Below are 24,993 nucleotides of genomic sequence, written 5' to 3'. Positions count from 1 at the left end.
AATCGTAATGCTGATCAGGTTAACTTTCGTCTGATTGAAAAGCAATGCTCCAGCAAGGGTTTATGAGTGCTTGCATCGCGGCTTTTGGCACCGCTCGGCGGGTCGGCCGACGATGCCACCGCATACGACGTCCGTATCAGTCCTTCACCGGGCGCACCTTGCTTGCCGCCAGGCGGGCCCGATCGCGTGCTTCGTCGACACTCGTGCCATTGGCCACGGCGACGCCCATGCGGCGCTTCAGGAAGGATTCGGGTTTGCCGAACAGGCGCAGATCGCTGCGCGGTACGGTCAGTGCGTCGGCTACGCCTTCGAAAGCGATGCCGGTTTCGTCCATGCCGCCATAGATCACCGCCGAGGCGCCGGGCTCGCGCAAGGCGACATCCACCGGCAGGCCGAGAATGGCGCGGGCATGGAGTTCGAACTCGGACAGGCGCTGGGTGCACAGTGTGACCAGGCCGGTGTCGTGCGGGCGCGGGCTGACTTCGGAGAACCAGACTTCGTCGCCCCGCACGAACAGTTCGACGCCAAACACGCCGCGTCCGCCCAGATTGCCGGTGACCGCAGCGGCAATCTCCTGCGCGCGCTTCAGGGCTGCCGGGCGCATTGCTTGCGGCTGCCAGGATTCGACATAGTCGCCCGACACCTGCAGGTGGCCGATCGGCTCGCAGAAGTAGGTCTGAACGGCGCCGCTGGCGTCGCAGGCGCGGACGGTGAGCAGGGTGATCTCGAATTCGAAGTCGACAAAGCCTTCGACGATGACGCGGCCCTGGTTCACCCGGCCGCCTGCCGCCGCATAGTCCCAGGCCTTGCGGACGTCGTCCGGACCGCGCAGGGTGGACTGGCCCTTACCGGAGGACGACATCACCGGTTTGACGATGCAGGGGTAGCCGATGCCGCCGTCGATCGCGGCCTGCAGTTCTTCCAGCGAACTGGCAAAGCAGTAAGGCGAGGTCGGCAGGCCGAGTTCTTCTGCGGCCAGGCGGCGGATGCCTTCGCGGTTCATCGTCAGCTGGGTGGTACGCGCGGTGGGGATGACCTCGGCCAGACCGGCCGCTTCGATTTCGGCCAGCATGTCGGTGGCGATGGCCTCGATCTCGGGCACGATCAGGTGCGGGCGCTCGGCCTCGACCAGCGCCCGCAGCGCGGTACCGTCGGTCATCGGGATGACGTGGGCACGATGGGCAACCTGGTGGCCGGGGGCATTGGCGTAGCGGTCGACGGCAATGACTTCCACGCCCAGGCGTTGCAGGGCGATGACGACCTCCTTGCCGAGTTCGCCGGCACCGAGCAGCATGACGCGCAGTGCGCTGGGGGACAGGGGGGTGCCGAGCTTCATCGTCTCTCTCCTTGGGGGCGTGGTGCCCGATTTGTCGAGCGCGAAGTGTAATCCCACAGACCGCCGTTGGCTGCCTGCCGATGCATCGAAAGCCGACGGACGGCACTTTCCGTGCCTTCGTTGAGGTCGTCGGGTCGAAAGCCGGCGGGAGCGGCGCGTGATGCGTGCGCCCTGCCGGGTTTGCCGGAAGCGGCGTCTGAAGCCGGGCGCTATGGGCCCGCTACCGCTGCTTCAGGAATATCCGGCGCGACGCAGGCGCGCGGCAACCGCGCCCGGGCCGAATTCTGCATTCAGGTCGTCACGATTGTCTGCCGCCCAGTCGACGGCGCGCTGGGCGTTGTCGATGCGGCGCGCAAGCAGATGGCCGTCGGCCGAGAGCATTTCGGCCGCATCGCCAAAGGCGCGTGCGACATTGCTCAAGGTCTGTACTGCTGCCGCGCGGTCACTGCCCAGCGCGGCGTCGAAGCTGGCCTCGTCAAAGCGCAGTTGCCCGTCACTGCCGAAGCTGACGCCCATCGCCGTCAGGCCGCGGTCGAAACCGCCATTGCCGGCCCCGTGGAAGATCGAGCCGACTTCACGGCGCAGCGAGAAGCGGGCGGTCTCGCCAGCCTGCACGTCGTCCAGCAGGGCACCGTCCTCAAAGTAGGGGTCGAACTCGCTGTCCCACGCGTTGTAGCGGGCGATGAAGTCCTGCAAGGCGGCCTTGATGTCGGTATCCGCACTGTCGACACGCAGGCCACTCAGCTCCTGACTGGCAGTACCGAGTTCGGCGACACGTTCGCGCAGCCGGGTGAGAACCTGCGCCTCGTCACCGATTGCATCCACCCGCGCGTTGTAACGGCGCAGGAAGGCGGCGTTGCTGGCCTCCAGCTGGGACAGTACCGACTGCATCTGCGATCCGGTATCGCCCAGCAGCGAGATGGCGCCGGTCGCGCCAGCGGCGTCGGGCAGGTTTCCCATTCTGGCGTTGAGCAGGGCGCTGAGGAAGTCGGTATTGCTGCTGCCCTTGCTGTCGTTGGCCGTCAGGGTGCTGAGCGCGTTGAGGCGGAATGCGGCAAGATCGATCTTCAAGGCGGGCTCCGGTGGCGCAGGAATGTTCTCAGTCTAGACCGGAGATGACCGAAGGTTAAGGGGGCGATCAACGCTGGCCGCTCAGTTTCAGGCTGCGCTGGGCAGAGACCTCGTCGTGCAGGTCGTAATCCCTGAGTTTCTGGTAGAGCGTGCTCTTGGCAATGGCCAGCTTGCTCGCGGTCAGTGTCAGGTTGCCGCCGGTGGCCGCAATGGTGCGGCGGATCAACTCGGCCTCGACTTCGCTGATGCGCTGTACGGCATGCAGTGGGGTCACGCTCGCGGGATGGGTATCGGGGGTGGTGGGGGTATCGGCTTCCAGTTCGGCCGGCAGGCAGTCCAGGCTCAGGCGCGGGCCTTCGCACACCAGCAGCATGCTCTCCACCACATTGCGCAGCTCCCGGACGTTGCCCGGCCAGGTGTAGGCTGTGAGCCGTTCGAGTACGGCGTGATCGATGACCGGCAAGGGCTTGCGATGGCGTTCGGCAAAGTGGGCAAGGAAATGCTGTACCAGCCGTTCGACGTCGCCTTGCCGGTCGCGCAGTGCCGGGATGCGGATCGAGGTGACGGCGACGCGGTAGTAGAGATCCATGCGGAAGCGGCCGGCCGCAACCTCCTGGCGCAGGTCGCGGTTGGTTGCGGCGACCAGCCGGAAATCGGTCTTGCGCGGCGCGTTTTCGCCCAGGCGATAGATCTCGCCGTGTTCGAGCACGCGCAACAGGTGGGGTTGAAGGTCCATCGGCATCTCGCCGATTTCATCCAGGAACAAGGTTCCCCCATTGGCGGCTTCGATCTTGCCGATCAGACCGCCGCGGCGGGCGCCAGTGAAGGCGCCGTCTACATAGCCGAAGAGTTCGCTGGCGAGCAGCTCTCGTGACAGGCCGCCACAGTTGAGTGGGACGAAGGGGCCTGCGGAGAACGGGCTGGCGCGGTGTATGCCCTGGGCGAATTCCTCCTTGCCGACACCGGTTTCGCCGAGCAGCAGCACCGGTACGCGAGAGCTTGCCAACTGGCGGGCCTTTCTCAGTACGGTTTTCAACCCGGGGTCCACGGTGATGATGTGTTCGAAGCCGCCCGGCGGGCGTTCGATCTCCTCGCGATCCGGTTTGCTGCGGCGATGCACGAGGGCGGGCAGCGGCAGGATGAGCAGCGTGCCGATGCGTTCGCCGCGCTCCGAAACCGGGGCCAGCCACTCTGCGCGCATCCAGGGCGGCAACTGGGTCAGGCTGTTGTCCAGTGCAAGGGCCGGAATGCGACGGGGCCGGCTGAGGTCGAGATCGGCGCCGAGCGAGGCGAGCACCGCCTGTGCGTTGCCATTGGCCTTGATCGGGTAGCCGCGACGGTCGAACAGCACGACGCTGTCGGTGGTGGAGGACAGGTTGGGGAGGGCGGCTTCGAGCAGGCGCAGACGCAGCTCGGTTTCACGCATCGTCAGCCGGCTTTCGATCCGGTTGGCGGTGGTGACGACAAGGGCGAGGCTTTGCCGGTTGTAGGTTTCCGAAAGCCCGGAGACATCCACGACACCGAGGGTCTCACCGTCGATCGGATGACGTATGACCATGGCCGAACAGGTCCAGCGCTTGATGCCCGCGCAGTAGTGCTCGGCGGAGTGGATCTGCACCGGTTCGCCCACCGCGAGCGCGGTACCGATGGCGTTGGTGCCGCAGATGCGTTCGCTCCAGGCGACCCCGGGCAGCAGGTGGATGTTCTCTGCGGCGCCCAGGGTGCGGGTGTCGCCCTCCATGCTGAGGATGGTGCAGTTGACGTCGGCGAGCGCCATGACGGTACCGGTCTCGGCGAGGAAGTCGCGTGCGCAGGCCATGATCGGCGCGCTTGCCCGCAGCAGTTCGTCGTGGGTGTTGCGTAGTGATTCGAGCCTGGACTCGGTCAGGGGCGGTGGGGCACTACGTTTGTCCGGGTCGACGTTGTGATCCCGGCAGCGTTGCCAGGACCCTTCCACCAGGCTGCGCAGGGCATCGCCCGCTTGCCCGCTGCCGTTGAGAAAGCGCTCCCAGGCTGCCATGACATCGGCGTCTTTTCCAGGCTCGGAAAAGCGCTGTCCATCGGATGTACCGGTCATTGCGTTGATCTCCTCCTTGGCGAACTCCAGCGCCCGGCTGCTCTGCTGGCAGCATGCGATCGGCAGTACCGTCGCGCATGGTGGGTGGATTCGTGATGTGTGCCCGTGGTGGTCGGCCAAGGGGCCGACCGGTTTGCGGGCCTCTTTAGCTTAGCAAAGGAAATGCCTGCCTGTGCCACCGGGGCGCAAATGACGCTGTCAGGTGTGTCGGCCAGCCTGGGTGTGCAGCGCGACGTTCGGTTTCCGTACGTTCGGCGTCTGAGCAGCGTACGGAAACCGAACGGTTCAGGCATCGGCCTCGAGCGTCTCGCGGCATTGACGCAGGGCGTCGAGAGCCTCGGGGTTCTCCAGTGCGGCCGTATCGCCAAGGGCCTGATCAAGCCAGATCGCCTTGACCATGCGGCGCAGGATCTTGCCGTTGCGTGTGCGCGGCAGTGTGCTGACCTGATGGATCCGCGCGGGGGCAAGTGCCTTGCCCAGGCGGGCTGCAAGGTGGGCGATGAGGTCGGTTTCGAGCTCGCGCCAGCGGCGGCTGCCCCGGCCAATGGGGGCGACCAGGGTGACGAAGCAGTGCGCGGCTTCTCCCTTCACTTCATCGGGTACGCCGATTGCGACGGCTTCGGCTACCGCGGGGTGGGTGACCAGGGCGGATTCATAATCAGCGGGGCCAACGCGCTTGCCGGCGATCTTCAGTGTGTCGTCGCTGCGTCCCTGGATGAACCAGTGTCCGTCGACGTCCACCCGCGCCCAGTCACCATGCACCCAGATACCGGGAAATCGCGACCAGTAGGCGTCGAGATAGCGCGCATCGTCACGCCAGAAACCCTGTGGCATCCCGGGCCACGGTGCGCGCAGGACGAGCTCGCCGACCTCGTCCGCAGGGCCGCCGGCATGGCGCGAATGGCCCGCAGCATCGACCACGTCGGCAATCATGCCCGGGATAGGTGCGGTGAAACCACAGGGCTTCTGCGGCAGCCCGGCAAAGCACGCGAGGATGCCGCCACCTATTTCAGTGCCGCCCGAGTAGTTGATGATCGGGCAGCGCTGCCCGCCCACCTGCTCGAACAGCCAGTGCCACGGATCGTCGTTCCAGGGTTCGCCAGTGGAGCCGAAGATGCGCAGGCTGTCGAGCTGTCCGGGTTCGGGCAGACCGGCGTCGCCGCTTGTCATCAGCAGGCGTACCAGGGTGGGGGACAGGCCGAGGTGGGTGAGACGGTGGTGTGCGACCAGTTCCCAGATGCGCCGGGGATGCGGGTAGTCGGGGGTGCCTTCGAAGAGCACCAGCGTGGCACCGCGCAGCAGGCCGCCGAAGACCAGCCACGGACCCATCATCCAGCCCATGTCGGTGATCCACAGCAGGCGGTCGGCGGGGTTCAGGTCAAAAGCCATCAGCATGTCCTGCGCAGCTTTCAAGGGAAAGCCGGCATGGGTGTGCACCACCCCTTTTGGGCGCCCGGTGGTGCCGGAGGTGTACAGGATCAGCAGTGGCGTGTCGGCGGGGTGAGTGGCTGGGCCCGGTGCCGGATCGCTGTCTGCGAGCAGATCGGCCCAGCTCGATTCCGTCCAGTGCGACACATCGGGTGGGGTCAGGTTCGTCCCGAGGCGAGGCACGACGAGCAAATGTGCGAGAGGGGCGGTCATGGCGGCAGCGCGGCGGGCTTCCGCCAGCATGTCGACCTGTCGCCCCCTGCGCATGAAGCCGTCCGCACAGACCAGCAGCTGGGCGCCGCTGTCGGCGAGCCGGCTGGCCACGGCGTCGGCGCCATAGCCGGAGAACAGTGGCAGCACGATGGCGCCGAGGCGTGCCGCGGCAAGGAAGAGGACGGCAGTTTCGGGGACCATTGGCAGGTACATCGCGATGCGGTCACCTGCGCCGATACCCAGGCGGGACAGTCCGGTGGCCAGCCGTCGTGCGGCATGATCGAGTTCGGCATAGCTCAGCTCGCGATGGCTGCCGTCGTCGCCTTCCCAGATCAGCGCCGGGCGTTGTGGATGGGTGCTGGCAGTACGGCCGACAAGATTGTCATGAAGGTCGAGTTCGCCGTCGACGAACCAGCGCGGCCAGGCTGGCCCGGCAGACAGGTCGCACACCTGGCGGTAGCGGCGTGTCCAGCGCAGGCCCAGGGCGTCTTCCACCTCTGCCCAGAAGCGGCCGGGTTCCTCGCGGGCGCACAGTTGCAATGCGTCGAGGTCGGCATGGCCGTAGTGCTGGAGGAATCGAAACAGCGCAGTGTCGGCAAAACGGGGGGCGCTGGCGAGATAGGTGTTCATGCTGGTGTCCTTGTTGTCTGTCCCGCAGACCTTGCGTGGTAGGGGTGTTGGCGTACATCCGAAAAAATGCCGGTACACCGCGTTGCCGCGCCGTACCGGCCGGAGGGGAAGCACCTTGGCGCGCGGTCAGGCGCGCCGGACGGGATCAGGCCGCTTTTTCAGGGATGGGCAGGCCGAGCCAGTCGCGATAGAAGGCCTCGATGTCGGGCTCGAAGTCGTGGATCACCGGATACCACGGGGTGGGGGCCTCGACATCGTGCATGGCGCCGCAGCTGGGGCAGTAGTACTCGCGATAGACCTGCCACTGGGTGTCCGGCGCCATCAGCCGCGGATACACTTCGGTCATGGCTTCTTCGGTGTCGCGCACATAGACGGCCGCGTTGAGCTTCCAGTTTTCGCGGTAGTCGCCGAACACATGGCCGCAATCGCACTGGGTGACCCACTGCTTTGCGGCGTTCTGCACGATGTAGAGGTGGGGGCCGAGCGGCAGCACGATCCGCTCCTTGAAGGGCACTTTGGCCTGCAGCGCCTTCAGGTACTGCTCGAAACGGCTGTGGTCCTTGGGCATCGACAGCATGCGGAAGGTGGTTTCCCAGTCGAGCGAGCCTTCGGTGAGGTGCGCGACCTGTTCATCGGTGTAGGTAGTCATTTTTCAGCTCCTTGATGCGGTGATCATTCTTCGACCTGGACGACGGTGGTGACGTCGGGCAGCAGCGAAAGGTCCATGCGGTGGGTGGCGCCGTAGGACGGCACGCCGAGTTCGGATTCCAGCAACTGCCAGTCGGCCGGCAGGCTCCAGAAGTCCTTGAACTGCTGCGTGAACTTCTCGGACAGGGCGAAGCTGGTGGCGAACATGTGCTTCACCTGCACCGCGGCGTGCTTGTTCACGATGCGTTCGCGCTCTTCCTTCATCCATTCACGGGTCGGCAGGGCGCGGGCGAGGCGCTCCTTGCGGATCTCCGCACGACGCGCCTGGGTCTTGGCGGCATCGACGGTGAAGACCCCTTTGGCATCCTGGGTGAAGACCGCGCCATAGACCTTTTGCGCGTACTCCGGCAGCAGGAATGTCTGGTTGAGGTCGTTCTCGATGGCCTTCGGGTCACGGTCGATCGGGTCGCCAAAGCCGGGGCCGCCGCGCAGGTAGTTGAGGTACAGATCGTGGTTGGCGTAGCAGTCTTCGGTGGTGATGCACTGCTTGTCGCGTTTGACGCTTGCGGTGGCGTCGATGTGGCGTTCGTAGTCCGGGTTGTCCGGATCGAGATCGCCGCCCAGCGGCAGCGAATCGCCAATGGCAATGCGCTGTTCCAGCCCGGTCTTGTGCGCTTCGAAACGGTAGCCGGTGGCCGAGGGGTAGCCGCCCATCATGCCCCAGTCGCTGTTCATGAAGCCGTTGCCCATGAAGAACATGGTCCAGTCCTGCGCGTTCCACACCATGCGCAGGGTTTCGAAGCCGCAACCGCCGCGGTACTTGCCGTAGCCGCCGGAGTTGGCCTTGACGTTGCGCCCGAGGTAAAGCAGGGGTTCGGCCATCTCCCAGATCTCGATGTCGCCCATGTCGCCTTCGGGGTTCCAGATCGCGGCGGCGTGGTTGAGACCGTCCTTGATCGCGCAGGCGCCGGTGCCGCAGCTCGATGCTTCGAAACTATTCACCGCGTGGATTTCGCCGTCCTGGTTGATGCCGCCGCCCTGCAGCCAGTTGGAGGTGTTGGCATTGCCGGCGTTGACCTCTTCCAGAAAGCCGCGGCTGAAGTAGGACTGCGACAGCCCGCGCCACAGCGCCGCCCAGCCCGAGACCAGGAAGTGCCACGCGTAGGCGTGGCCGGTGCGGCGGTCGTCCGGGTTGCACCAGGTGCCCTTGGGCAGGCGGAACTCGGTGGCAAAGTAGGCGCCGTCGTTGATGCGCTGGGTGGGCACCAGGGTCTGGCACATCATCACCCAGATGCCGGAGGTGAAGGCCACCTGGTGGGCGTTGAAGGTGTGCCAGCCCCAACGGCTGGCGCCTTCGAAGTCGAGCCGCCACTTGCCGTCAGGCTTGATCGTCATCTCGCACGGCGAGTGCATGATCGAGTCGAGCTTGGCGAAGGCGTTGGAGACCTGTACGTCGTCGTGCTTGTACGGTACGTCAACAAAGGACACCTTGCGATACTTGCCGGGCAGGGTCATGGCCTTGATGCGGCTCTGCAGTCCGCGGCGTCCTTCCTCGATCACCTCATAGGCGAACTTCTCATAGGCCTCGATGCCGTCGGCGCGGATCACCTCTTCGACCAGGTCGCGGATCATGTGGCAGCCGGCAATGCGGGTGCGCTCGTCCAGGATCCAGTACTTGGGCGTGCGTACCGAGCGCTGCGACTCGTGCAGCCAGTCGCGCAGCGGCTCGTCGTTGATGCCGGTCTTGCGGCAGGTGATCATGTAGCCGTCGCCAAAGCGCTGGGTCTGGCCGGTGGACATCGATCCCGGCGTGACCGCGCCGGTGTCGATGACGTGGGTCACGCCGCCCACCCAGCCGATCAGCCGCCCTTCCCAGAAGATCGGCACGATGGTGGCGATGTCGCAGGGGTGGACGTTGCCGATCGAGCAGTCGTTGTTGGTGAACATGTCGCCTGGGTTGATGCCGGGGTTGGCCTCCCAGTTGTTTTCGATCATGTACTTGATCGCCGCGCCCATGGTGCCGACGTGGATGATGATGCCGGTGGAGGTCAGCACGCAGTCGCCGACCGCGTTGTACAGCGTGAAGCACAGCTCGCCTTCCTGCTCGACGATCGGGCTGGCGGCGATCTTCTTGGCGGTTTCGCGTGCATGGACCAGACCGCCACGCAGCTTCGAGAACAGCTTCTCGTAGCCAATCGGGTCACTGTCGCGAAACGCCAGTGTGGTCTGGCCGTTGTAGTGGCCGGTGGCATTGGTGCGTTCGATGATGCCGTCGCGGAACTGCTTCAGCGTCTGACCGTTCTTCAGCAGGTCGGCGAAGCCGATTTCCTTGTTGCTCATTTTCATGATCGGGATGTCCTCAGAATTGGTTGTGTCCCGGGCGTTTCATGACCTTGCCCCCTGGGGGAGCCGGTCGTCCCGGGGCTGCCCGGCGACTACCGGATTTCCTTCAGGTGGAAGAGGCGATGCTTGTCGACCCGGGTTTCGAAGCCGTCAGGTACGACGAAGGTGGTGGCATCCGATTCGATGATCGCGGGGCCCACGATGTGGTTGCCGGCCTTGAGCGCCTCCATCCTCCACAGGGCGGCGTTGACCCATTTCTTGTGACGATAGAAAGGACGGGTGCCGAGATAGGCTTCCGGCGGCGGCGTCGGGCCGGCGTCGGGGTCTTCGGGCAACACGGGTTTCTGCGTCACCACCGTGCCGCGCAGGATTGCGCCCGTGATCGAGAAGCCCAGTTCCGGAGAGCGCGCCGAGCTGGCATAGACGCGGCCATAGGTGTTTTCGAACGCCTCGACGATGCGGTCCCAGTCGGCAGCGGTTGCAGCGGTCGTGACCGGTGACGCGATCTCGAGATCGTTCAGCTGACCCATGTACTGCATCTTGTAGCCCGGGATCAGGATCACGTCTTCGGCCTTGTAGCCATTGATCACGAACTCATCGATGACTTTCACCGCAAGCTCGCTCCAGGCGTCCTGCAAGGTGCTGCAGGCGGCGGCCTTGTCGGCGTCGCCCGCATGCTGGCTGACGCCAAGGTCCACCGACTTGTCATAGCGGTACTCGAAGTCGGCGCAGGCGCAACCAAAGGCGGAGAAGCCGGCCGCCCATGCCGGTACCACGACGTCCTTGAAGCCGACGCCTTCGGTGTAGCCGTAGGTGTGTACCGGGCCAGCGCCACCGTAGGAGAAGCAGGTGAACTCGGCCGGGTTGTAGCCCTTGGCACTGATGTTCGCGCGCAGGTACTCGGACAGGGTCAGGTCCAGCAGCTCGATCACGCCCGCTGCGGCGTCTTCGACGGACAGGCCCAGCGGGTCGGCGATCTGCGCCTTGATGTGGTCGCGTGCGCGCTGCACATCGAGCTTGATCGCACCGCCCAGGAAGTTGTTGGGGTTGAGGTAACCGAGCACCACATGGCAGTCGGACACCGACACCGTATCCAGGCCGCTTTCCGGCCAGCAGGTGCCGACCCGGTAGCCTGCGCTGTCGGGTCCCAGCTTGATTGCCTTGCTATAGGGGTCGAGGCGTACGAAGCTGCCGGCCCCGGCGCCGACCGAATCCATGGCCACCAGGGGCAGCGACAGCACCAGCCGTGCCATGTCGGGGTCGGACTTGATGGCGAAGTTGCCCTTGGTGATCAGTGCCACGTCGAAGCTGGTGCCACCGATATCCGAGCAGGCAATGTTCTCGTCGCCCAGACATTCGCCAAGCAGCTTGGAGCCGATGACGCCGCCGATTGGACCGGAGACGATGGTGCGGGCCAGTTCCTTGGCTTTCCAGCTGATGGTGCCGCCGTGGGTGGCCATCACGCGCAGGTCGAACTTGGCGCCGTGCTTCTTGAAGCGATCGCTGACCTTCTTCAGTGTCTGGCGCGACGGCTCGGCGCCATAGGCTTCGAGAATCGTGGTGTTCATGCGGTGGCTTTCCTTGCGCGATGGGTAGTAGTCCACCGACGCGAACACCGGGATGTCGACCTTGAGGCGCTGCAACTCGTCGCGTACGACGTCGCGTGCGCGTACTTCGCTGGATTCGTTCTTGTGTGATTGCAGCAGGCAGATCACGATGGCCTGCGATCCGGCTTCCACCAGTTCGCGGGTGGCCTGGCGCACATCCGCCTCGCGCAGCGGAATCACCACCTTGCCCTGTACGTCGGTCCGCTCGGTGACCCCGCGTGTGCGCGACACCGGCACCAGCGGTTCGTCGTAGCGGTGGGTGTTGAGGTGGATGCGGTCTTCCAGCGCATAGCCCAGGTAGCTTTGTAGTGCGCGACCCATCGAGTGGATCTGCTCGAAGCCCTTGTTGCAGATCAGGCCAACATCGAGCCCCTTGCGCATCAGGATGCGGTTGAGCATGGCGGTGCCGGAATACACGCCGGTGACCAGTTCGGGAAAGACCTCCTCCACGGTCCGATCCCAGTGGGCGAGGGCGTCCTGCGACGAGTTGAAGATGGCGAGCGATTCATCGGCCGGGTTGCTTTGTGCCTTGCCGACAACGAAGCGGCCGTCTTCACGCACGAAGAAGGTATCGGTCATCGTGCCACCGGCATCGATTCCCAGCACCTGTACGCGTGATGCGGTTTGAACTTCCATGTTTGTCTCCGTTCCTTGTTGTGGATGGTGGTGCCCGCCAGGCGGTGCGCCACTTCTCCCTTTGCAACGCCTGTGCCCGAGGTGCGGGTGCTGCGATGCGAGATGACGAAGAAGGCGGTCAGGACAAGGACGGAAGGGGGCGGTCCGTTCATGGGGTGCTGCGCTGCGAAGCCGGTGAAGGCCCGGCAACGGGCGAGCGGTAAGACGATGAACGTATGGAAAACGAACGTCAGTACGCGGGCGTGGCAGCGTCAGGAAGGGAAGACTGGCAGCGGGGCGGTTTGCTGCGATGCAATAGATTGATTTTTGTCAAACTTAGAGCTTGAATAGTTTCAGGCAATTGACCCTATTGCTTCAATATTCATCGTGTTTTGCTAACCTGAGGCTGTGAGCGGATGATTCAAGCCACTCGATAGCCCCGGAAACAGCCCCCCGACAAGGCGTGGGCGGGCAGGTGTCGGGTTGTGGATGTCATAAGCCAGCGTGGGCCAATACTGCGATACATGAGGAGATCGATATGAGCGAACACAACACCCCGGGCAAGTGCCCGGTGATGCACGGCGGCAATACGGCAAGCAGCAACTCGGTGATGGCCTGGTGGCCAAACGCATTGAACCTGGACATCCTGCACCAGCACGACGCCAAGACCGATCCGATGGGTCCGGGCTTCAACTACCGCGAAGAACTCAAGAAACTCGACGTGCAGGCGCTGAAGGCCGACCTCAAGGCCTTGATGACCGACAGCCAGGCGTGGTGGCCGGCCGACTGGGGCCACTATGGCGGCCTGATGATCCGCATGGCCTGGCACGCGGCCGGGACCTATCGCGTGGCCGACGGTCGTGGTGGTGGTGGTACCGGCAACCAGCGTTTTGCCCCGCTGAACTCGTGGCCGGACAACGGCAACCTCGACAAGGCCCGTCGCCTGTTGTGGCCGATCAAGAAGAAGTACGGCAACAAGATCAGCTGGGCCGACCTGATCATCCTCGCCGGCAACATGGCGTATGAGTCGATGGGCTTCAAGACGTTTGGCTTTGGCTTTGGCCGCGAAGACATCTGGCACCCCGAGAAGGACATCTACTGGGGTTCGGAAAAGGAATGGCTGGCACCCAGCGGTGGTGAGGGATCGCGCTATTCGGGCGAACGCGACCTCGAGAACCCGCTGGCCGCGGTGATGATGGGCCTGATCTATGTGAACCCGGAAGGGGTCGATGGCAAGCCGGATCCGCTCAAGACCGCCCGGGACATGCGTGTGACCTTCGCCCGCATGGCCATGAACGACGAGGAAACCGTGGCCCTGACCGCTGGCGGTCACACCGTGGGCAAGGCACACGGCAATGGCAACGCGGCCAATCTTGGCCCGGCGCCCGAAGGTGCCGGCATCGAGGACCAGGGTTTTGGCTGGGTCAACCACAAGGCCCGTGGCATTGGCCGTGATACCGTGACCAGCGGCATCGAGGGCGCATGGACCACCCATCCCACCCGATGGGACAACGGCTACTTTGACATGCTGTTCAAGCACGACTGGTGGTTGCAGAAGTCGCCGGCCGGTGCCTGGCAGTGGGAGCCGGTGAATATCGCCGAGGCGGACATGCCGGTGGATGTCGAGGATGCGTCGATCCGCTGCAAGCCGATGATGACCGATGCCGACATGGCGCTGAAGTTTGACCCTGAATACCGCAAGATCGCCGAGCGTTTCCGTGACGATCAGGCCTATTTCGAGGACGTCTTCGCCCGTGCCTGGTTCAAGCTGACCCACCGCGACATGGGCCCGAAGGCGCGTTATTTTGGCCCCGATGTTCCGGCTGAAGACCTGATCTGGCAGGACCCGGTACCCGCCGGCCGCAAGGATTACGATGTGGCTGCGGTCAAGGCCCGGATTGCGGCTGCCGGCCTGTCGGTCAGCGACATGGTGAGCACGGCCTGGGACAGCGCCCGCACCTTCCGCGGTTCGGACAAGCGCGGCGGCGCCAATGGCGCACGTATCCGCCTTGCGCCGCAGAAGGACTGGGAAGGCAACGAGCCGGCACGTCTGGCCCGGGTGCTGGCGGCGTACGACAAGATTGCCGCCGACACAGGCGTCAGCGTGGCCGACGTGATCGTGCTGGGTGGCAATGTTGGACTGGAGCAGGCGATCAAGGCGGCCGGGTTCAATGTCGAGGTGCCGTTCGCCCCGGGTCGGGGGGATGCCAGCCAGGCGCAGACCGATGTCGAATCCTTCGAGGTGCTGGAGCCGCTGCACGATGGCTTCCGCAACTGGCAGAAGAAGGACTACGTCGTGCAGCCCGAGGAGATGCTGCTCGACCGTGCGCAATTGATGGGGCTGACGGCACACGAGATGACGGTGTTGATCGGCGGCATGCGGGTGCTGGGTACCAATCACGGCGGCAGTGCGCACGGCGTGTTGACCGATCGGGTCGGGGCATTGACCAACGACTTCTTCGTCAATCTGACTGATATGGCTTACAGCTGGAAGCCGACCGGGCGCAACAGCTACGCCATCGTCGATCGCAAGTCGGGGGCGACGCGGTGGACGGCAACCCGGGTCGATCTGGTGTTCGGCTCCAACGCCATCCTGCGCGCCTATGCCGAGGTGTATGCCCAGGATGACAATCAGGAGAAGTTCGTGCGCGACTTCGTCGCCGCCTGGACCAAGGTGATGAATGCCGACCGCTTCGATCTGAGCTAAGCTGAAGCTGCACGTCGTGTCCGCGCCCTCACCGTGCTTGTGCACGGTGGGGGCGTTTTGAGTTTACGCTGGGCCCTGCCGGTGGGCCCGCCCCCTTGCTATCGGGTTCAGTCCGCCAGGTTTGAGGTGGAGGGAATGGATCTGAAAATGGAGAGTCCGATGAATCAGGAAAGCATCTGGAGTGCCCGTTACCGTGATGCCGGCGACGACTATCTGTTCGGTACCGCGCCCAACCGCTTCCTGGCCCACCGCGCCGGGTTGCTGCAGGACGGGCGGACGGCGTTGTCCGTTGCCGATGGCGAAGGGCGCAACTCGGTGTGGCTGGCCGAGCAGGGGCTGGAGGTGACGGCGATCGAGATCTCCGCAGTGGCCATCGAAAAGGCGCAGCGGCTGGCTCGTGGGCGCAATGTCGATGTCCACTGCCTGCAGGCCGACATGCTGGCCCCCGGCTGGCCGCCGGCTTCGATGCACGACGCCTTCGACTGGGTGATCGGCATCTTCATCCAGTTTGTCGGTCCGGAATGGCGCGAACGTCAGTTTGACGCAATGAAGCAGCTCACCCGGCCGGGTGGTCGCATCCTGCTGCAGGGCTACACCCCAAAGCAGCTGGAATACCGCACCGGCGGCCCCTCGGCGGTGGAAAACCTCTACACCACCGAGCTGCTGCGCGAGGCTTTTGCCGATTGGGTCATCGAGGAGCTGACCGAATACGAGGACGACGTCGACGAGGGCCACGGCCATCGCGGCCGCTCGGCACTGATCGGCATGGTCGCGCGCAAGCCGGGGGGCTGAGCGCGCAGGCTCAAAGCCCGCGTTGCCAGGCAGCCCGCAGCGGGGCGGCGTCCGGACGCTCGATGGCGGCGCGGACGTCGGCCAGCAGACGGGCCTTGTCGGCCCCCAGGTTGCCCTTGAGTACCAGCCAGTTCGACGCATGGTCGGAGCGGAATACCGTGCGTCGCAGTTCGAGCGCAGACAGAAAGCGCTCCATCTCGACGAACAGACCCTGTGGGTCCAGCGCCTGCCACGCTGGCCAGGCCTCCATGAAGCGCCGGCCCTGGTCGTGCAGGGTGACGACCAGCGTCGACAGGTACTCGGGCTGGGTGGCATTGGCCAGCCGTGCCGAGTTGTCGGCATGCTGTCTGCTGAGTGCCTGGCCGCCAAGCCCGTTGAGGATCATCACCGAGCGGGAGATGCCCGCTTCGCCCAGCTTGTCCAGCGCAGCGCGGGTGGATTCGAAGGTTTCGCCCTTGTTGACCCGCGCAAGCACCTCGTCGTCACCCGATTCCGCGCCCAGGTAAGCCAGCTTGAGCCCCGCTTCAGCCAGCGTACGCAGCTCGGCCACGGTCTTCCTGGCCAGGTTGCGCGCCAGGCAGTAGCTGGACACCCGATGCACCGCCGGCAGGTGCTCGCGGATGGCTTCCAGGTAGCTCAGCAGGCGCCGGGTGGGCAACACCAGTGCATCACCATCGGCCAGAAACACCCTGCGCACCTGATTGCCATAGCGCTCGCCCGTGCGCCGGATCGACTCCAGCACCTCGTCCTCGCCACGCGCCCGAAAAGCCTTCTGCGGCGCGGTGTACATCTCGCAGAAGGTGCATTTGTTCCACGAACAGCCATCGGTGACCGGCAGGATCAGGGAATCCGCCTCGCTGGGCGGACGGAATACGGGCTCGACGTAGCGGATGGGAAGCATGATGCTCAGGCTGGGCGACGCAGCAACAAATGATTGACGATGAAGCTCAGCACCACCTCGTCGCGCTGGTTGCGTGCCTCGTAGCGCAGGCGGGCAATGCCACGGTCTGCCTTGCTGCGCGAGGGGCGCAGGTCGAGCACCTCGATCCGGCTGTGCAGGGTATCGCCGGGCCGCACCGGCGCGAGCCAGCGCAATTCGTCAATGCCCGGCGAGCCGATGCTCGACTGCAGGAACACCCCGCTCTGGATGAACAGCCGGAAGCACAGCGCCAGGGACTGGAAGCCGCTGGCGATCAAGCCGCCATACGGCGACGCCGCCGCCGCGCCAACGTCGAGGTGAAAGGGTTGCGGGTCGTAGCGCCAGGCAAAGTCGATGATCTCTGCCTCGGTCAGCGTCAGGCCATTGGTGGTAAATACCTCGCCCAGTGCGAGGTCGTCGAGGTAGCGGGTCGTCATGTGGGCGATTGTACTGGGTTTGCGCGTGGTGTTGCCCTGGCCATCAGACGCTTCGACCGAGCGCAAGGCAGGCGATTGCCTGCGCTGTCAGCCCATGCAGCGGCTGTTGAGCTGTCCTACCCCAATCTGGCTCAACTCCTGCGCCGCCGGGGAGACGTGGAGATTCATCGTTCGCAGATGCATGAGCTGTTCCGGCGCCTGGTGTTCAACATCCTCATCGACAACACCGACAACCATGAAAAGAACCATGTCCTGCTGGTCGGCCAAGCGCAGCAGTATGTGCTCGCTCCTGCTTTCGATGTGCTACCCATGGCACATTCGCTGGGCTATCAGGCGATGGCGGTAGGCGAGCGGGGGACCGAGTCCAGCATCGAGAATGTGCTTTCTGCTGCAGGGCAATACTGGCTGGCGCCTGCAGCCGCAATGCGACAGAAACCTGTCGCTAACCTGCTCCCTCCCGGGAACAGGTGCTCCTGCCACGGGAGGGAGCAGGTCATGTCCGTACGTACGGGGATAGATTCCCGCACCGGTTAATCGAGCAAAGCGGGCTCATCGTGACGGTGGGAGCGTGCATCCAAGCCCACAGACAGCCGGTTTAATGGCAGACTGTGCCATTAATTGACATTTACTGGAGCGCGCCATGTCCCTCAACGTCTCCTTACCCCCCGAGCTGGAAAATCGGGTGCGCCAGCACGTGGAATCTGGCCTCTACAGCTCTGCGAGTGAAGTCATCCGCGAAGCATTGCGATTATTCGAGGCCTATCAAGGCGTGCAGGCGGCAAACCTCGCTAGCCTGAAAGCTGACATCGCCCAAGGCGTCGCCGACATCGAGGCGGGCCGGGTGCGCGAGCTCGACATGAACGAAATCAAGCAACGCGGCCGGGCAACACTGGCCGCACGGCGACCCGCGTAGTAGCAGCGTGAGCCAGGTTCGACATTCCGCCAGTGCGGAAAACGATTTGTTCGAGGCTTGGCTTTTCGTCGCCGAGGACAGCATCGAAGCCGCCGACCGGTTGCTCGATCAGATCCAGGCCGATTCGCGAACGCTGCTTTTGCAGCCGAGAATGGGTCGGGCTCGGGACGAACTGGCGGTCGGTTTGCGCAGTTGGCCGACGTCGACGCCCTATCTCCTCTTTTATTTCGTTGACGACGATGGGATCACGGTTGTGCGCGTCCTGCACCACGCCCGGGATGTTCCCGCGATCTGGAACTGGCCAAAGCACTGAAAACGCGCGGCAGAGGCCATGTTTTGAATCGTTTCGCGATCGCCTTCCGCAAGCGTCCAGCTTGAGAATTGGTGCGAAATACCAGGCCGAAGGCGGGAATAGAATCCTGAGAGTAGGTTCAACGCCTCGGTCGCATCCAGATAAGAGCACAGGATGGATAAGCTCTCGTTCACCGTCGCCGAACGACAGCTGAGTAGCACATTGCGGTCTGACTTCACGTATCACGGCAACGGCAGGTCAGGTCGACCTCCTGCAGTTCGGAGCTGAGATCGTGCGGCTTGCCTGCCAACTCCAGGGTTTCCGGCATCGGAGAGTGATGATCGCACGAAGAGCCTTGTGATCTATTCGCGCCTAGTGGACTACGCATTCCATTCACAGCTGCCGCCCCTTGCCAGTAATGAAGTCGAACGAGAATGTGTGCTCAACCGGATTGCGGCCACATTCGCCAACGAGCCGTCCGCGTTGCCCTCGTCGTCCTTTCTCGATCGTGATGTCACCGTCACAGATCGGGCATTTCGCGGTAAATCGCACCATCCGTAGTACACGATTTTCGCCCTCGCGGCGGAGCACGAGGACGTGGCCGAGCGGGAGAGTTGCTTCTAGTAGCGTCGGCGCACGAACGATCCGGTCGTTGATCAGCACATAGAAGGGGTGGCAGATCCACGCGATCATGCCCGCGACAACGCAGGTAAGAATCGTCCATTGGAAGAGGACGCGCGGCGCCTCGTTGGACATCCATAGCGTAAGTAGGAGCCACGCCAGAAAACCGCCCGTGACGAGTGCACCGATGATTGGCGCCACGAGGATAAGGGCGCGCCAGCCTGGAAGTGAAAGCTTCAAGGGGCGCTTGAGGCCGGGAATGGGGTAGACCTCCATTTCCTCCTGATAAATGATCTCCAACGGTGCCGTTCCCGATCGGTTTGCTTCGGCGGCTGCGGAGGGTTGTTCCACGGTCGGCTGTGCTGCGGGAAGCTCGATCGGTCGGACGCTCAAACCATAGCCCATCGCGTTTGTTGTGCCCAGGCGTGCCGGAGCATTGAGCACGATCTGCCCCGCCACTCGGTTCATCATCGCCCGTCCGCGAAGGTGCCCATCCAGGCGATGGAAATCGTTTTCCAGCACCTTCCATGCGTTTGCGAATTTCTTCCGCACGGAATCGGAATCGTCCGACCACCACTGTGCGTCCGGAGCACCGAGGATTGATGCAATTTCCTCGCGGAGCCGCTCGGCGGTGAAAAGCGGGGTGGGTTCGCCAGCCGCGGCCTGTCGTGCGGTGAGGCTGCACAACGCCTGTAAAAGCACCAGCCAGTCTCCCCTCCAGCCACTTTCTCGGCTGCTTGCTGCAGCTTCCGCGCCCAGTTCGGCCGCACGGGCAAGCAGTATGGTATGCGAAAAAAGTTGTTCCGTTTCAGATATTTCCGCATTCTTTCCAGACTCTTCCCTCGATCTTCCCTCGTTTTGCTGGGGCTCGGCGTCGAGCATGGGTGCCTCTTTGGCAGTCATGGAGCATTCCAATGAAAAATGACGAAGGTCTCGATTTTGCCCTATCCCTCAAGACCGGCCGCGTGGTTGATATCCGGATGGTGGAGCGCGGATTGGCGTGCGGATGTGTGTGCCCGAACTGCGGCGCCGAACTGCAGGCACGGAAAGGTCGGAAGAATCGCCATCACTTCGCCCATCACATTGCCGGTCGAGCGCGTCCGACTTGCGACGGAGGGCGCGAAAGCGCATTGCATCGGGCGGCTCGACAGATCATCGGGGGGTGGCAGTCACTTGAACTGCCCGCACTGCTCGTTCACGAAGGGAGACGGCAAGGTGCGCTACCAGGTCGAATCCTGTCTGTGCGTCGATCAGAACTTCCCGACGAGTGCGGTGAGCGCTCGCCATGGTCGAACCTTCGCGTACGGCCTGATGTGGTCTTTCATGGCGAGGAAGAGCAGATCTGGTGCGAGGTGAAGGTCGCGCACGCAGTCGATGATACGAAGCGGAGCCGACTTCAAGGCTACCGGGTGTCGACGCTTGAGTTCGATTTGTCGCAGATGTACCGCAGCGGGGACTGGAACCTCACGACATTGGAGCTTAGCTTGCGCACCGATATGAGCATCCGGCAATGGGTGTTCCATGTGGGCGAGGAGCAATTGCGGCACAGGCTGTAGCAGGAGATGCGCGAAGCCGAAGCGCTGCGACGGAAGCACCTTGCCGGAAGCTGGTCCCGCGTCAGCATGGTCGCTGACGCTCAAGCCGAGAATGCGGTTGAGGACGACGACTTGGGGGCGGTGGAGATGGTCTTTCACCCCGCCTTGGGACTCATTCCCAAAGACCCTGCGCGGCGCCTCGCCGTGCTGGCGCGCGCCTATCCCGACCCCAAGGTGTTTCACCTCGCCCATGCGATCGCTTTTCTGCGCCGTCACCCTCATGGCGATCGCTCCTGTCTCGTGACCTTAGGGAGTTCCGGCTCCGGCTCACGCGTCAGTGAGTACGACGCAGCGCTGTCGGAGTTTGCCCGCGCCGCGGGGCTCCATTGCGTGTACTTCGGAATCGCGGAATCCCGCCTGCTGCGCGGTGAGGAATGCTACGAACGCCTCGACCAGTTTTTGACCGACTTGCAGGCGCGTGAGGACTCCGCGCACGGGGGGCCCTTAATTCCGCGGCGAAATTCACACCTTTGACCATTCCCGTGACACCTTCTCTCATTGCTTTGAGCATAATCACACGCCATGAATCGACGTTACCGCAAAACCCGTCGCGAACCGGGGCTGATCGAGATCGCACTCACTTCGGACTGGAAGGTCTCCGCAGGCATGTCCGCCTTCTGCATAGTAGGTGCCTTGGTGATCGTGCCTGTCCTCTTTGGGGGACAGCCATTACTGCGCGGGGTGGCTGCGCTCGTCACCCCCTTGGCTTGGACGATGGCCACCGTGTTCGGCTGCATTTCCCTGCTTCGCTTCTCCAGGCAGCAGGCGAAGAGCTCATTGTCGAGCGTGGGCGTCGGGGCGCTGAGGCGGACTGAGCCGGTGTCGGCAGCGGTCAATCCGCCGCTCTCGGCGCTTGACGAGACCCTCATGCCTGCGCGCAGCGCCCTCGGCGTCCCAGAGCGCCCGACGGAGTGGACACGGGAGGTTATCGATCGGCTCGAGTGGAAGCGCTTCGAAGATGTGTGCTGCGAGTTTTACCGGATTAAGGGGATACGGGCCGAGACCACGGACTTGGGCGCTGACGGCGGCGTCGACATCCGGCTGTTCCAGGATGATGGCGATCCCGGTCGTTGTACGGCGATCGTTCAATGCAAGGCATGGAGCCAGGCGGCTGGCGTCAAGCTGATTCGCGAGCTGCGTGGTGTCATGGCGCACCAGAGCGTCGAGAAGGGGTTTTTCATGGCGCCGAATGGCTTCACCGATGATGCGCGAGCATTCGCAGCCGAGAATCGGATCACCTTGGTCGACGGCCGACTCTTTCTAGCAATGTTGGAGCGTCTGACCGAGACCTCTCGTGCGGAGCTTCTGGCGTTTGCTACGGCGGGAGACTGGACTACGCCGACCTGCCCGGGCTGCGGTACCAAGATGGTGGCGCGCGATAGCAAGCGCGGGCCCTTCTGGGGCTGCCCAAGCTTCCCGAGGTGTCGTTCGATGTTGCCCATGCGTGCGGCCGACAAGCGCACGTATCGTCACGGCGTGGAGGGTTAGCGCCGATGTCCGGATTCGAGATGCCCTTCAACGTCTACGACGCGGCGTTTGAGCGAATGCAGGCGTCGGGAAGAGCCCCCGAGGATGCCCAGCGGCTTGTGTTTGAAGACTATCTGGATGGCAAGCCACGTCTGCGCGGGAAAAAGAAGATTTCGAAGGCTGAGCGGGACGAGACCTTTTGGAGCAGTGCCGTCGTGTGTGCCGTGCCCACCGAGCGGTGGGCCGCAGAGCCCTTCACGTTGGCCTTGGTGCGGTACTTCTCGCAGGATCGCGTCGCCAATATCCCGCTCCTCTCGAGGCTCGCGCAGTCGTTGCCCGACACCGTGTGTTACGCGGTGCGGCGTTCGGGACTCGTCTTGCGTTCGACATCCCCGCGATTCGCGGAGTTGGCTGGGGTGGCCGAACTTGCGCCTGAGATCGCGGAGCTTTGCCGTGTCCTTGAAATTTTCGAGGCGGCTCATCAATTACGCATTGCCGAGCTCGAGAAAAGTCGGGCGAGGCTATCCGAACTGACACCATTCGAACTTCTCATATACGCGAGTCTTCATGCTTTCCACACACTCGTCCCGCGAAGCGTGGGGACGACTACCCTGGACGAGGGAGACGAGTACCCGTCGGACCAGGAGTTCTGGGATGCCGTCACGGACCTCGTGCGTTGGAAGCTCGCCACTGCGCCGGAGCACACACTGCGCGTTTCGGAAACTGACGCTGCAAGGTCAATCGGGAAACATTTGTCTCCGCTGATCTTTCCGTCTTCGTCCGGGTCGCAGCCACGGCACGATATCGTCGAGGCCTTCGCGCTGGTCATGGCAGACCAGGTGGAGCTCAATGGATTCCTCTCGCGCTCGGCGGAGGCGTTTTGCTACGACGACGCAATCCGCTTCGTGCGGCACGACTACCGGCTGGAGATCGAACAGATCAATCCGGATTTGCGGGCGGCGTGGTCGAGGGATGGTCGAAAACTCGATTGCCTGCACCTCTACTGGCTCTACCGGGCGATGGATACCTTCGCATCGTCGGAGAAGGCAGGAAAGATCATCGGTCGCCCCGAAAATCATGAGGCCAACCAGTCTGCCTACATCGCTGCCATGCGGACCCATCTTCGGCTGACAGAGGTGTATGGCGTCGATGAGACGGTGACCGCCGACACCGGCGAGCAAGTGCATCTCTTTACGGCGCTGCTGTCGCTTGAACTGATGTCCGCGTTCTTCCAACGAGACTTTCTGCTGGTGTTTGCCGGGCACCTTGAGGACAGCAGGAACACGCTCGCGGCGTTGAGTCGCCTTGCATTCTTTGGCCTTGCTGACGGGCTCCAGAATCGATTCCCCCTGACGTGGTCCGATCGGTCAGAGAAGATCGCAAAGATCCTTGGTTGGACGGTGCGCGATGACTGTCCCAACGGCAGCCTGCAGATGGCGGCAGCGATTCTGGACTTCTGGACCAGCGACTGGGGGCAACTGGGCAAGCGGATGCGCGAGGGCGGAGGCGGCTTGCAGCCGGAGCTATTTGAGCGGCCTGTCTTGAAGCTTGGCTCGCTCCTCGTACAACTGCCATGGGTCGTGGGGGTACAGAACAACAGCTCCGCCGCGATTAACAACCTGCGTCGCTTGGGGGCGCGTCGCGACGAAGCCCGGCAGGAGACGCAACGAATCGAGGAGCGGCTCGGCCAGCTATTCGAATCGAGGGGGTTCCGTATCGTCCTGAATTGGACGCCGCCGCCTACCGACTCGGAGGTCCCCGGCGAAGTCGATCTAGTCTGCGCCCGTGACGGCGTAGTGCTCGTGCTTGAGCTTAAATCCACTTACCTGAGGCGATCAAGCCGCGACGCGTGGCTGCATTCGACAACGACGCTCCGCAAGGCCGGCATCCAGTTGCGGCGGAAGGTGGCGGCGGTCCAGCGGGCGCTAACGGATATCCAGTTCTCAGAAATGCTCGCGCTGAATGGTGGCGAGGAGGAGCTGTGTATTCAAGGATGGATCGTCGATACCTCCATCGAGTGCGACCACCAGCGGTTCGAGGGGTTTTTCAAGGTGTCGCTGGAAGAGGTGTTGATCGCACTGCGGGATGATTCGTACCTCCTGCAGGATCCGGCCGGCCTCCTGCGCGGCAAGTTTGGTGAGAGCGCTCTTGCGGACATGGAGGATCCAGTGTCGAAGAGTTTGTATCCAGAGGGGTTCAGTGCTCCTCGATTTGTAGAAGTGATCGAGCGTGCGGAGGTGTGGAAAGGGGTGGATGGGTGTTGGGCGACCGTGAGCTAGCGGCGAGATGGCCGACTGCTGTATTCCGGAACCTGGCGGAGAGCTAAGTCACACAAATTGGCCTGACCTGCCGGTGGCTTGACGGGCAGAGTCAGGCCGCAATGTTCCCGTTACCCGAGCTTCAATCGGCAGAGATTGAAGCTCGGAGTGAGACTGCAGGCGGATCTGTCGATCGATGGCCTGGGCGTGGCGACCGACACTACCGCAAGTCTCAAGAATGGACTGGCGTTGCGGAGATCTTCACGCCCAGGGCATGCAGCAGCTTGAGCACCGTGTCATAGCGTGGCTTGGCTCCGGGCGTAAGTGCCTTATAGAGGCTCTCTCGGCCAAGACCCGCATCTTTGGCAAGTTGCGCCATGCCACGGGCGCGCGCTACATCACGAACGGCAGCGAGGAACACGTCAGGGTTTGGGTCTTCCAGGGCCGCCGTCAGATACTCCGCGATGGTTTCCTCATCGTTCAGGTAGTCGGCAGCATCAAAGGTGGCAGTTTTGACCATCGTTCACTCCTTGTCCAAGGCTCGCGCCATCTCGATCGCACGTTTGATGTCGCGCTTTTGCGACGACTTGTCCCCGCCCAGCAGAAGCAGATAGATCGCTGCCCCACGTCGCGTGTAGTAAACGCGATACCCGGGACCGACATGGATGCGCATTTCCGAAACGCCTTCGCCAACCGGCTCGCAGTCGCCGAAATTTCCATGTTCAGCAGACCGGATGCGATGGACGATGCGAGCGCGTGCCAGATTGTCTTTCAAACCGACAAGCCAAGCGTCGAAATCGTCCGTACGCAGGAAGGTGTTCATGGCAGAAGTGTATCCATACGGATACGTCCGCGCAAGCGGGAAGCGGTGGCGAAGACCGAGAGCCCACCCTTGGACATCGAAGCGGCCGAAGCCTTCCTCGCCCGGGTCAGCGGCCACGACCCCTGTCGTTGCACGTACTGTTTGCATGGGCGCTGGCACCCCATCGCCGTGCTCGCCCCGGCCCCACGGTGCCGGGATGGG

At 63.5% G+C, this 24,993-nt stretch carries 21 protein-coding genes; 9 read left to right on the top strand and 12 right to left on the bottom strand.

All coding sequences use genetic code 11. The annotated features are described in order from the left end of the window. Positions 1-136: 136 nt before the first annotated feature. The 7 genes from purT to DNK49_RS03740 all read right to left on the bottom strand — a co-directional run bounded on the left by purT (position 137) and on the right by DNK49_RS03740 (position 11,989). On the bottom strand, positions 137-1,336 hold the full coding sequence (purT, locus tag DNK49_RS03770; protein ID WP_110523003.1) for a formate-dependent phosphoribosylglycinamide formyltransferase: 1,200 nt from the start codon (positions 1,334-1,336) through the stop codon (positions 137-139). 231 nt (positions 1,337-1,567) lie between these two features. Further along, positions 1,568-2,407, bottom strand: coding sequence for a flagellar filament capping protein FliD (locus DNK49_RS03765; RefSeq protein ID WP_110523002.1), 840 nt, complete (start codon positions 2,405-2,407; stop codon positions 1,568-1,570). Between the two features lie 67 nt (positions 2,408-2,474). Next, positions 2,475-4,484, bottom strand: coding sequence for a sigma-54-dependent Fis family transcriptional regulator (locus DNK49_RS03760; RefSeq protein WP_110523001.1), 2,010 nt, complete (start codon positions 4,482-4,484; stop codon positions 2,475-2,477). Positions 4,485-4,769: 285 nt separating this feature from the next. Beyond that, on the bottom strand, positions 4,770-6,755 hold the full coding sequence (locus DNK49_RS03755) for an AMP-binding protein (protein WP_110523000.1): 1,986 nt from the start codon (positions 6,753-6,755) through the stop codon (positions 4,770-4,772). 145 nt (positions 6,756-6,900) lie between these two features. Then, the gene (locus DNK49_RS03750) at positions 6,901-7,404 is read right to left on the bottom strand and encodes an acetone carboxylase subunit gamma (protein WP_110522999.1); all 504 of its coding nucleotides are present in this window, start codon (positions 7,402-7,404) and stop codon (positions 6,901-6,903) included. A 23-nt stretch (positions 7,405-7,427) separates the two neighbouring features. Then, a complete protein-coding gene (locus DNK49_RS03745; RefSeq protein ID WP_211170795.1) occupies positions 7,428-9,749 on the bottom strand; it encodes a hydantoinase B/oxoprolinase family protein in 2,322 nt (773 codons plus the stop codon). 89 nt (positions 9,750-9,838) lie between these two features. Then, entirely contained in the window at positions 9,839-11,989 is a 2,151-nt protein-coding gene (locus DNK49_RS03740) for a hydantoinase/oxoprolinase family protein (RefSeq protein WP_110522997.1), read from the bottom strand. A 517-nt stretch (positions 11,990-12,506) separates the two neighbouring features. On the opposite strand from DNK49_RS03740, the gene katG reads away from it, so the two are divergent. Further along, a complete protein-coding gene (gene katG, locus DNK49_RS03735) occupies positions 12,507-14,675 on the top strand; it encodes a catalase/peroxidase HPI (RefSeq protein ID WP_110522996.1) in 2,169 nt (722 codons plus the stop codon). Positions 14,676-14,834: 159 nt separating this feature from the next. Next, on the top strand, positions 14,835-15,467 hold the full coding sequence (locus DNK49_RS03730) for an SAM-dependent methyltransferase (protein WP_110522995.1): 633 nt from the start codon (positions 14,835-14,837) through the stop codon (positions 15,465-15,467). A gap of 10 nt (positions 15,468-15,477) precedes the next feature. On the opposite strand, the gene DNK49_RS03725 is transcribed toward DNK49_RS03730, so the two are convergent. Continuing rightward, on the bottom strand, positions 15,478-16,368 hold the full coding sequence (locus DNK49_RS03725; RefSeq protein WP_207806878.1) for a radical SAM protein: 891 nt from the start codon (positions 16,366-16,368) through the stop codon (positions 15,478-15,480). Positions 16,369-16,373: 5 nt separating this feature from the next. After that, positions 16,374-16,823 carry a MaoC family dehydratase gene (locus DNK49_RS03720; RefSeq protein WP_110523291.1) on the bottom strand — a complete coding sequence of 150 codons (450 nt, stop codon included), beginning with the start codon at positions 16,821-16,823 and terminating at the stop codon, positions 16,374-16,376. On the opposite strand from DNK49_RS03720, the gene DNK49_RS03715 reads away from it, so the two are divergent. The 3 genes from DNK49_RS03715 to DNK49_RS03705 all read left to right on the top strand — a co-directional run bounded on the left by DNK49_RS03715 (position 16,704) and on the right by DNK49_RS03705 (position 18,049). Further along, the gene (locus DNK49_RS03715; RefSeq protein ID WP_120719288.1) at positions 16,704-17,357 is read left to right on the top strand and encodes a HipA domain-containing protein; all 654 of its coding nucleotides are present in this window, start codon (positions 16,704-16,706) and stop codon (positions 17,355-17,357) included. The genes DNK49_RS03720 and DNK49_RS03715 overlap by 120 nt on opposite strands. 106 nt (positions 17,358-17,463) lie before the next feature. Beyond that, complete coding sequence (locus tag DNK49_RS03710; protein ID WP_110522993.1) at positions 17,464-17,736, top strand: type II toxin-antitoxin system ParD family antitoxin; 273 nt, start codon at positions 17,464-17,466, stop codon at positions 17,734-17,736. A 7-nt stretch (positions 17,737-17,743) separates the two neighbouring features. Continuing rightward, complete coding sequence (locus tag DNK49_RS03705; RefSeq protein WP_110522992.1) at positions 17,744-18,049, top strand: type II toxin-antitoxin system RelE/ParE family toxin; 306 nt, start codon at positions 17,744-17,746, stop codon at positions 18,047-18,049. Positions 18,050-18,421: 372 nt separating this feature from the next. Here DNK49_RS03705 and DNK49_RS03700 read toward each other — a convergent pair whose 3' ends face one another. Then, on the bottom strand, positions 18,422-19,552 hold the full coding sequence (locus tag DNK49_RS03700) for a hypothetical protein (protein WP_110522991.1): 1,131 nt from the start codon (positions 19,550-19,552) through the stop codon (positions 18,422-18,424). A gap of 11 nt (positions 19,553-19,563) precedes the next feature. Between DNK49_RS03700 and DNK49_RS03695 the strand changes: the two genes are divergently transcribed. From DNK49_RS03695 to DNK49_RS03680, 4 genes are read left to right on the top strand one after another with little or no spacing between them, the layout of a single operon-like run. Then, positions 19,564-20,205: a competence protein CoiA family protein gene (locus DNK49_RS03695; protein WP_110522990.1), complete on the top strand. Its 642-nt coding sequence runs from the start codon at positions 19,564-19,566 to the stop codon at positions 20,203-20,205. 6 nt (positions 20,206-20,211) lie between these two features. Further along, positions 20,212-20,718 carry a hypothetical protein gene (locus DNK49_RS03690; protein ID WP_110522989.1) on the top strand — a complete coding sequence of 169 codons (507 nt, stop codon included), beginning with the start codon at positions 20,212-20,214 and terminating at the stop codon, positions 20,716-20,718. Positions 20,719-20,766: 48 nt separating this feature from the next. Then, positions 20,767-21,732 (top strand): restriction endonuclease, encoded by a 966-nt coding sequence (locus DNK49_RS03685; RefSeq protein ID WP_110522988.1) that lies wholly within the window; start codon positions 20,767-20,769, stop codon positions 21,730-21,732. 20 nt (positions 21,733-21,752) lie between these two features. Next, positions 21,753-23,990, top strand: a complete 2,238-nt coding sequence (locus tag DNK49_RS03680) for a hypothetical protein (protein WP_133255080.1) — start codon at positions 21,753-21,755, stop codon at positions 23,988-23,990. Between the two features lie 211 nt (positions 23,991-24,201). Here DNK49_RS03680 and DNK49_RS03675 read toward each other — a convergent pair whose 3' ends face one another. Together DNK49_RS03675 and DNK49_RS25300 are read right to left on the bottom strand one after the other, a co-directional pair. Next, complete coding sequence (locus DNK49_RS03675) at positions 24,202-24,489, bottom strand: addiction module antidote protein (protein ID WP_068804343.1); 288 nt, start codon at positions 24,487-24,489, stop codon at positions 24,202-24,204. A 3-nt stretch (positions 24,490-24,492) separates the two neighbouring features. Beyond that, positions 24,493-24,993, bottom strand: a 501-nt coding sequence (locus DNK49_RS25300) for a type II toxin-antitoxin system RelE/ParE family toxin (protein WP_438616897.1), incomplete at its 5' end; no start/stop codon positions are given.

The organism is Parazoarcus communis SWub3 = DSM 12120, from assembly GCF_003226565.1.
Taxonomy (GTDB): Bacteria; Pseudomonadota; Gammaproteobacteria; order Burkholderiales; family Rhodocyclaceae; genus Parazoarcus; species Parazoarcus communis.
Note: the sequence above shows the minus strand (reverse complement) of the source record. Positions and strands in the feature narration are given on the sequence as shown.

Coding starts and splice junctions, on each gene's coding strand:
- DNK49_RS03755 (WP_110523000.1), bottom strand. CDS start 6,755: ATGAACACCTATCTCGCCAGCGCCCCCCGTTTTGCCGACACTGCGCTG.
- katG (WP_110522996.1), top strand. CDS start 12,507: ATGAGCGAACACAACACCCCGGGCAAGTGCCCGGTGATGCACGGCGGC.
- DNK49_RS03750 (WP_110522999.1), bottom strand. CDS start 7,404: ATGACTACCTACACCGATGAACAGGTCGCGCACCTCACCGAAGGCTCG.
- DNK49_RS03695 (WP_110522990.1), top strand. CDS start 19,564: ATGAAAAATGACGAAGGTCTCGATTTTGCCCTATCCCTCAAGACCGGC.
- DNK49_RS03680 (WP_133255080.1), top strand. CDS start 21,753: ATGCCCTTCAACGTCTACGACGCGGCGTTTGAGCGAATGCAGGCGTCG.
- DNK49_RS03690 (WP_110522989.1), top strand. CDS start 20,212: ATGCGCGAAGCCGAAGCGCTGCGACGGAAGCACCTTGCCGGAAGCTGG.
- DNK49_RS03730 (WP_110522995.1), top strand. CDS start 14,835: ATGAATCAGGAAAGCATCTGGAGTGCCCGTTACCGTGATGCCGGCGAC.
- DNK49_RS03720 (WP_110523291.1), bottom strand. CDS start 16,823: ATGACGACCCGCTACCTCGACGACCTCGCACTGGGCGAGGTATTTACC.
- DNK49_RS03740 (WP_110522997.1), bottom strand. CDS start 11,989: ATGGAAGTTCAAACCGCATCACGCGTACAGGTGCTGGGAATCGATGCC.
- purT (WP_110523003.1), bottom strand. CDS start 1,336: ATGAAGCTCGGCACCCCCCTGTCCCCCAGCGCACTGCGCGTCATGCTG.
- DNK49_RS03760 (WP_110523001.1), bottom strand. CDS start 4,484: ATGACCGGTACATCCGATGGACAGCGCTTTTCCGAGCCTGGAAAAGAC.
- DNK49_RS03700 (WP_110522991.1), bottom strand. CDS start 19,552: ATGACTGCCAAAGAGGCACCCATGCTCGACGCCGAGCCCCAGCAAAAC.
- DNK49_RS03675 (WP_068804343.1), bottom strand. CDS start 24,489: ATGGTCAAAACTGCCACCTTTGATGCTGCCGACTACCTGAACGATGAG.
- DNK49_RS03685 (WP_110522988.1), top strand. CDS start 20,767: ATGAATCGACGTTACCGCAAAACCCGTCGCGAACCGGGGCTGATCGAG.
- DNK49_RS03745 (WP_211170795.1), bottom strand. CDS start 9,749: ATGAAAATGAGCAACAAGGAAATCGGCTTCGCCGACCTGCTGAAGAAC.
- DNK49_RS03710 (WP_110522993.1), top strand. CDS start 17,464: ATGTCCCTCAACGTCTCCTTACCCCCCGAGCTGGAAAATCGGGTGCGC.
- DNK49_RS03725 (WP_207806878.1), bottom strand. CDS start 16,368: ATGCTTCCCATCCGCTACGTCGAGCCCGTATTCCGTCCGCCCAGCGAG.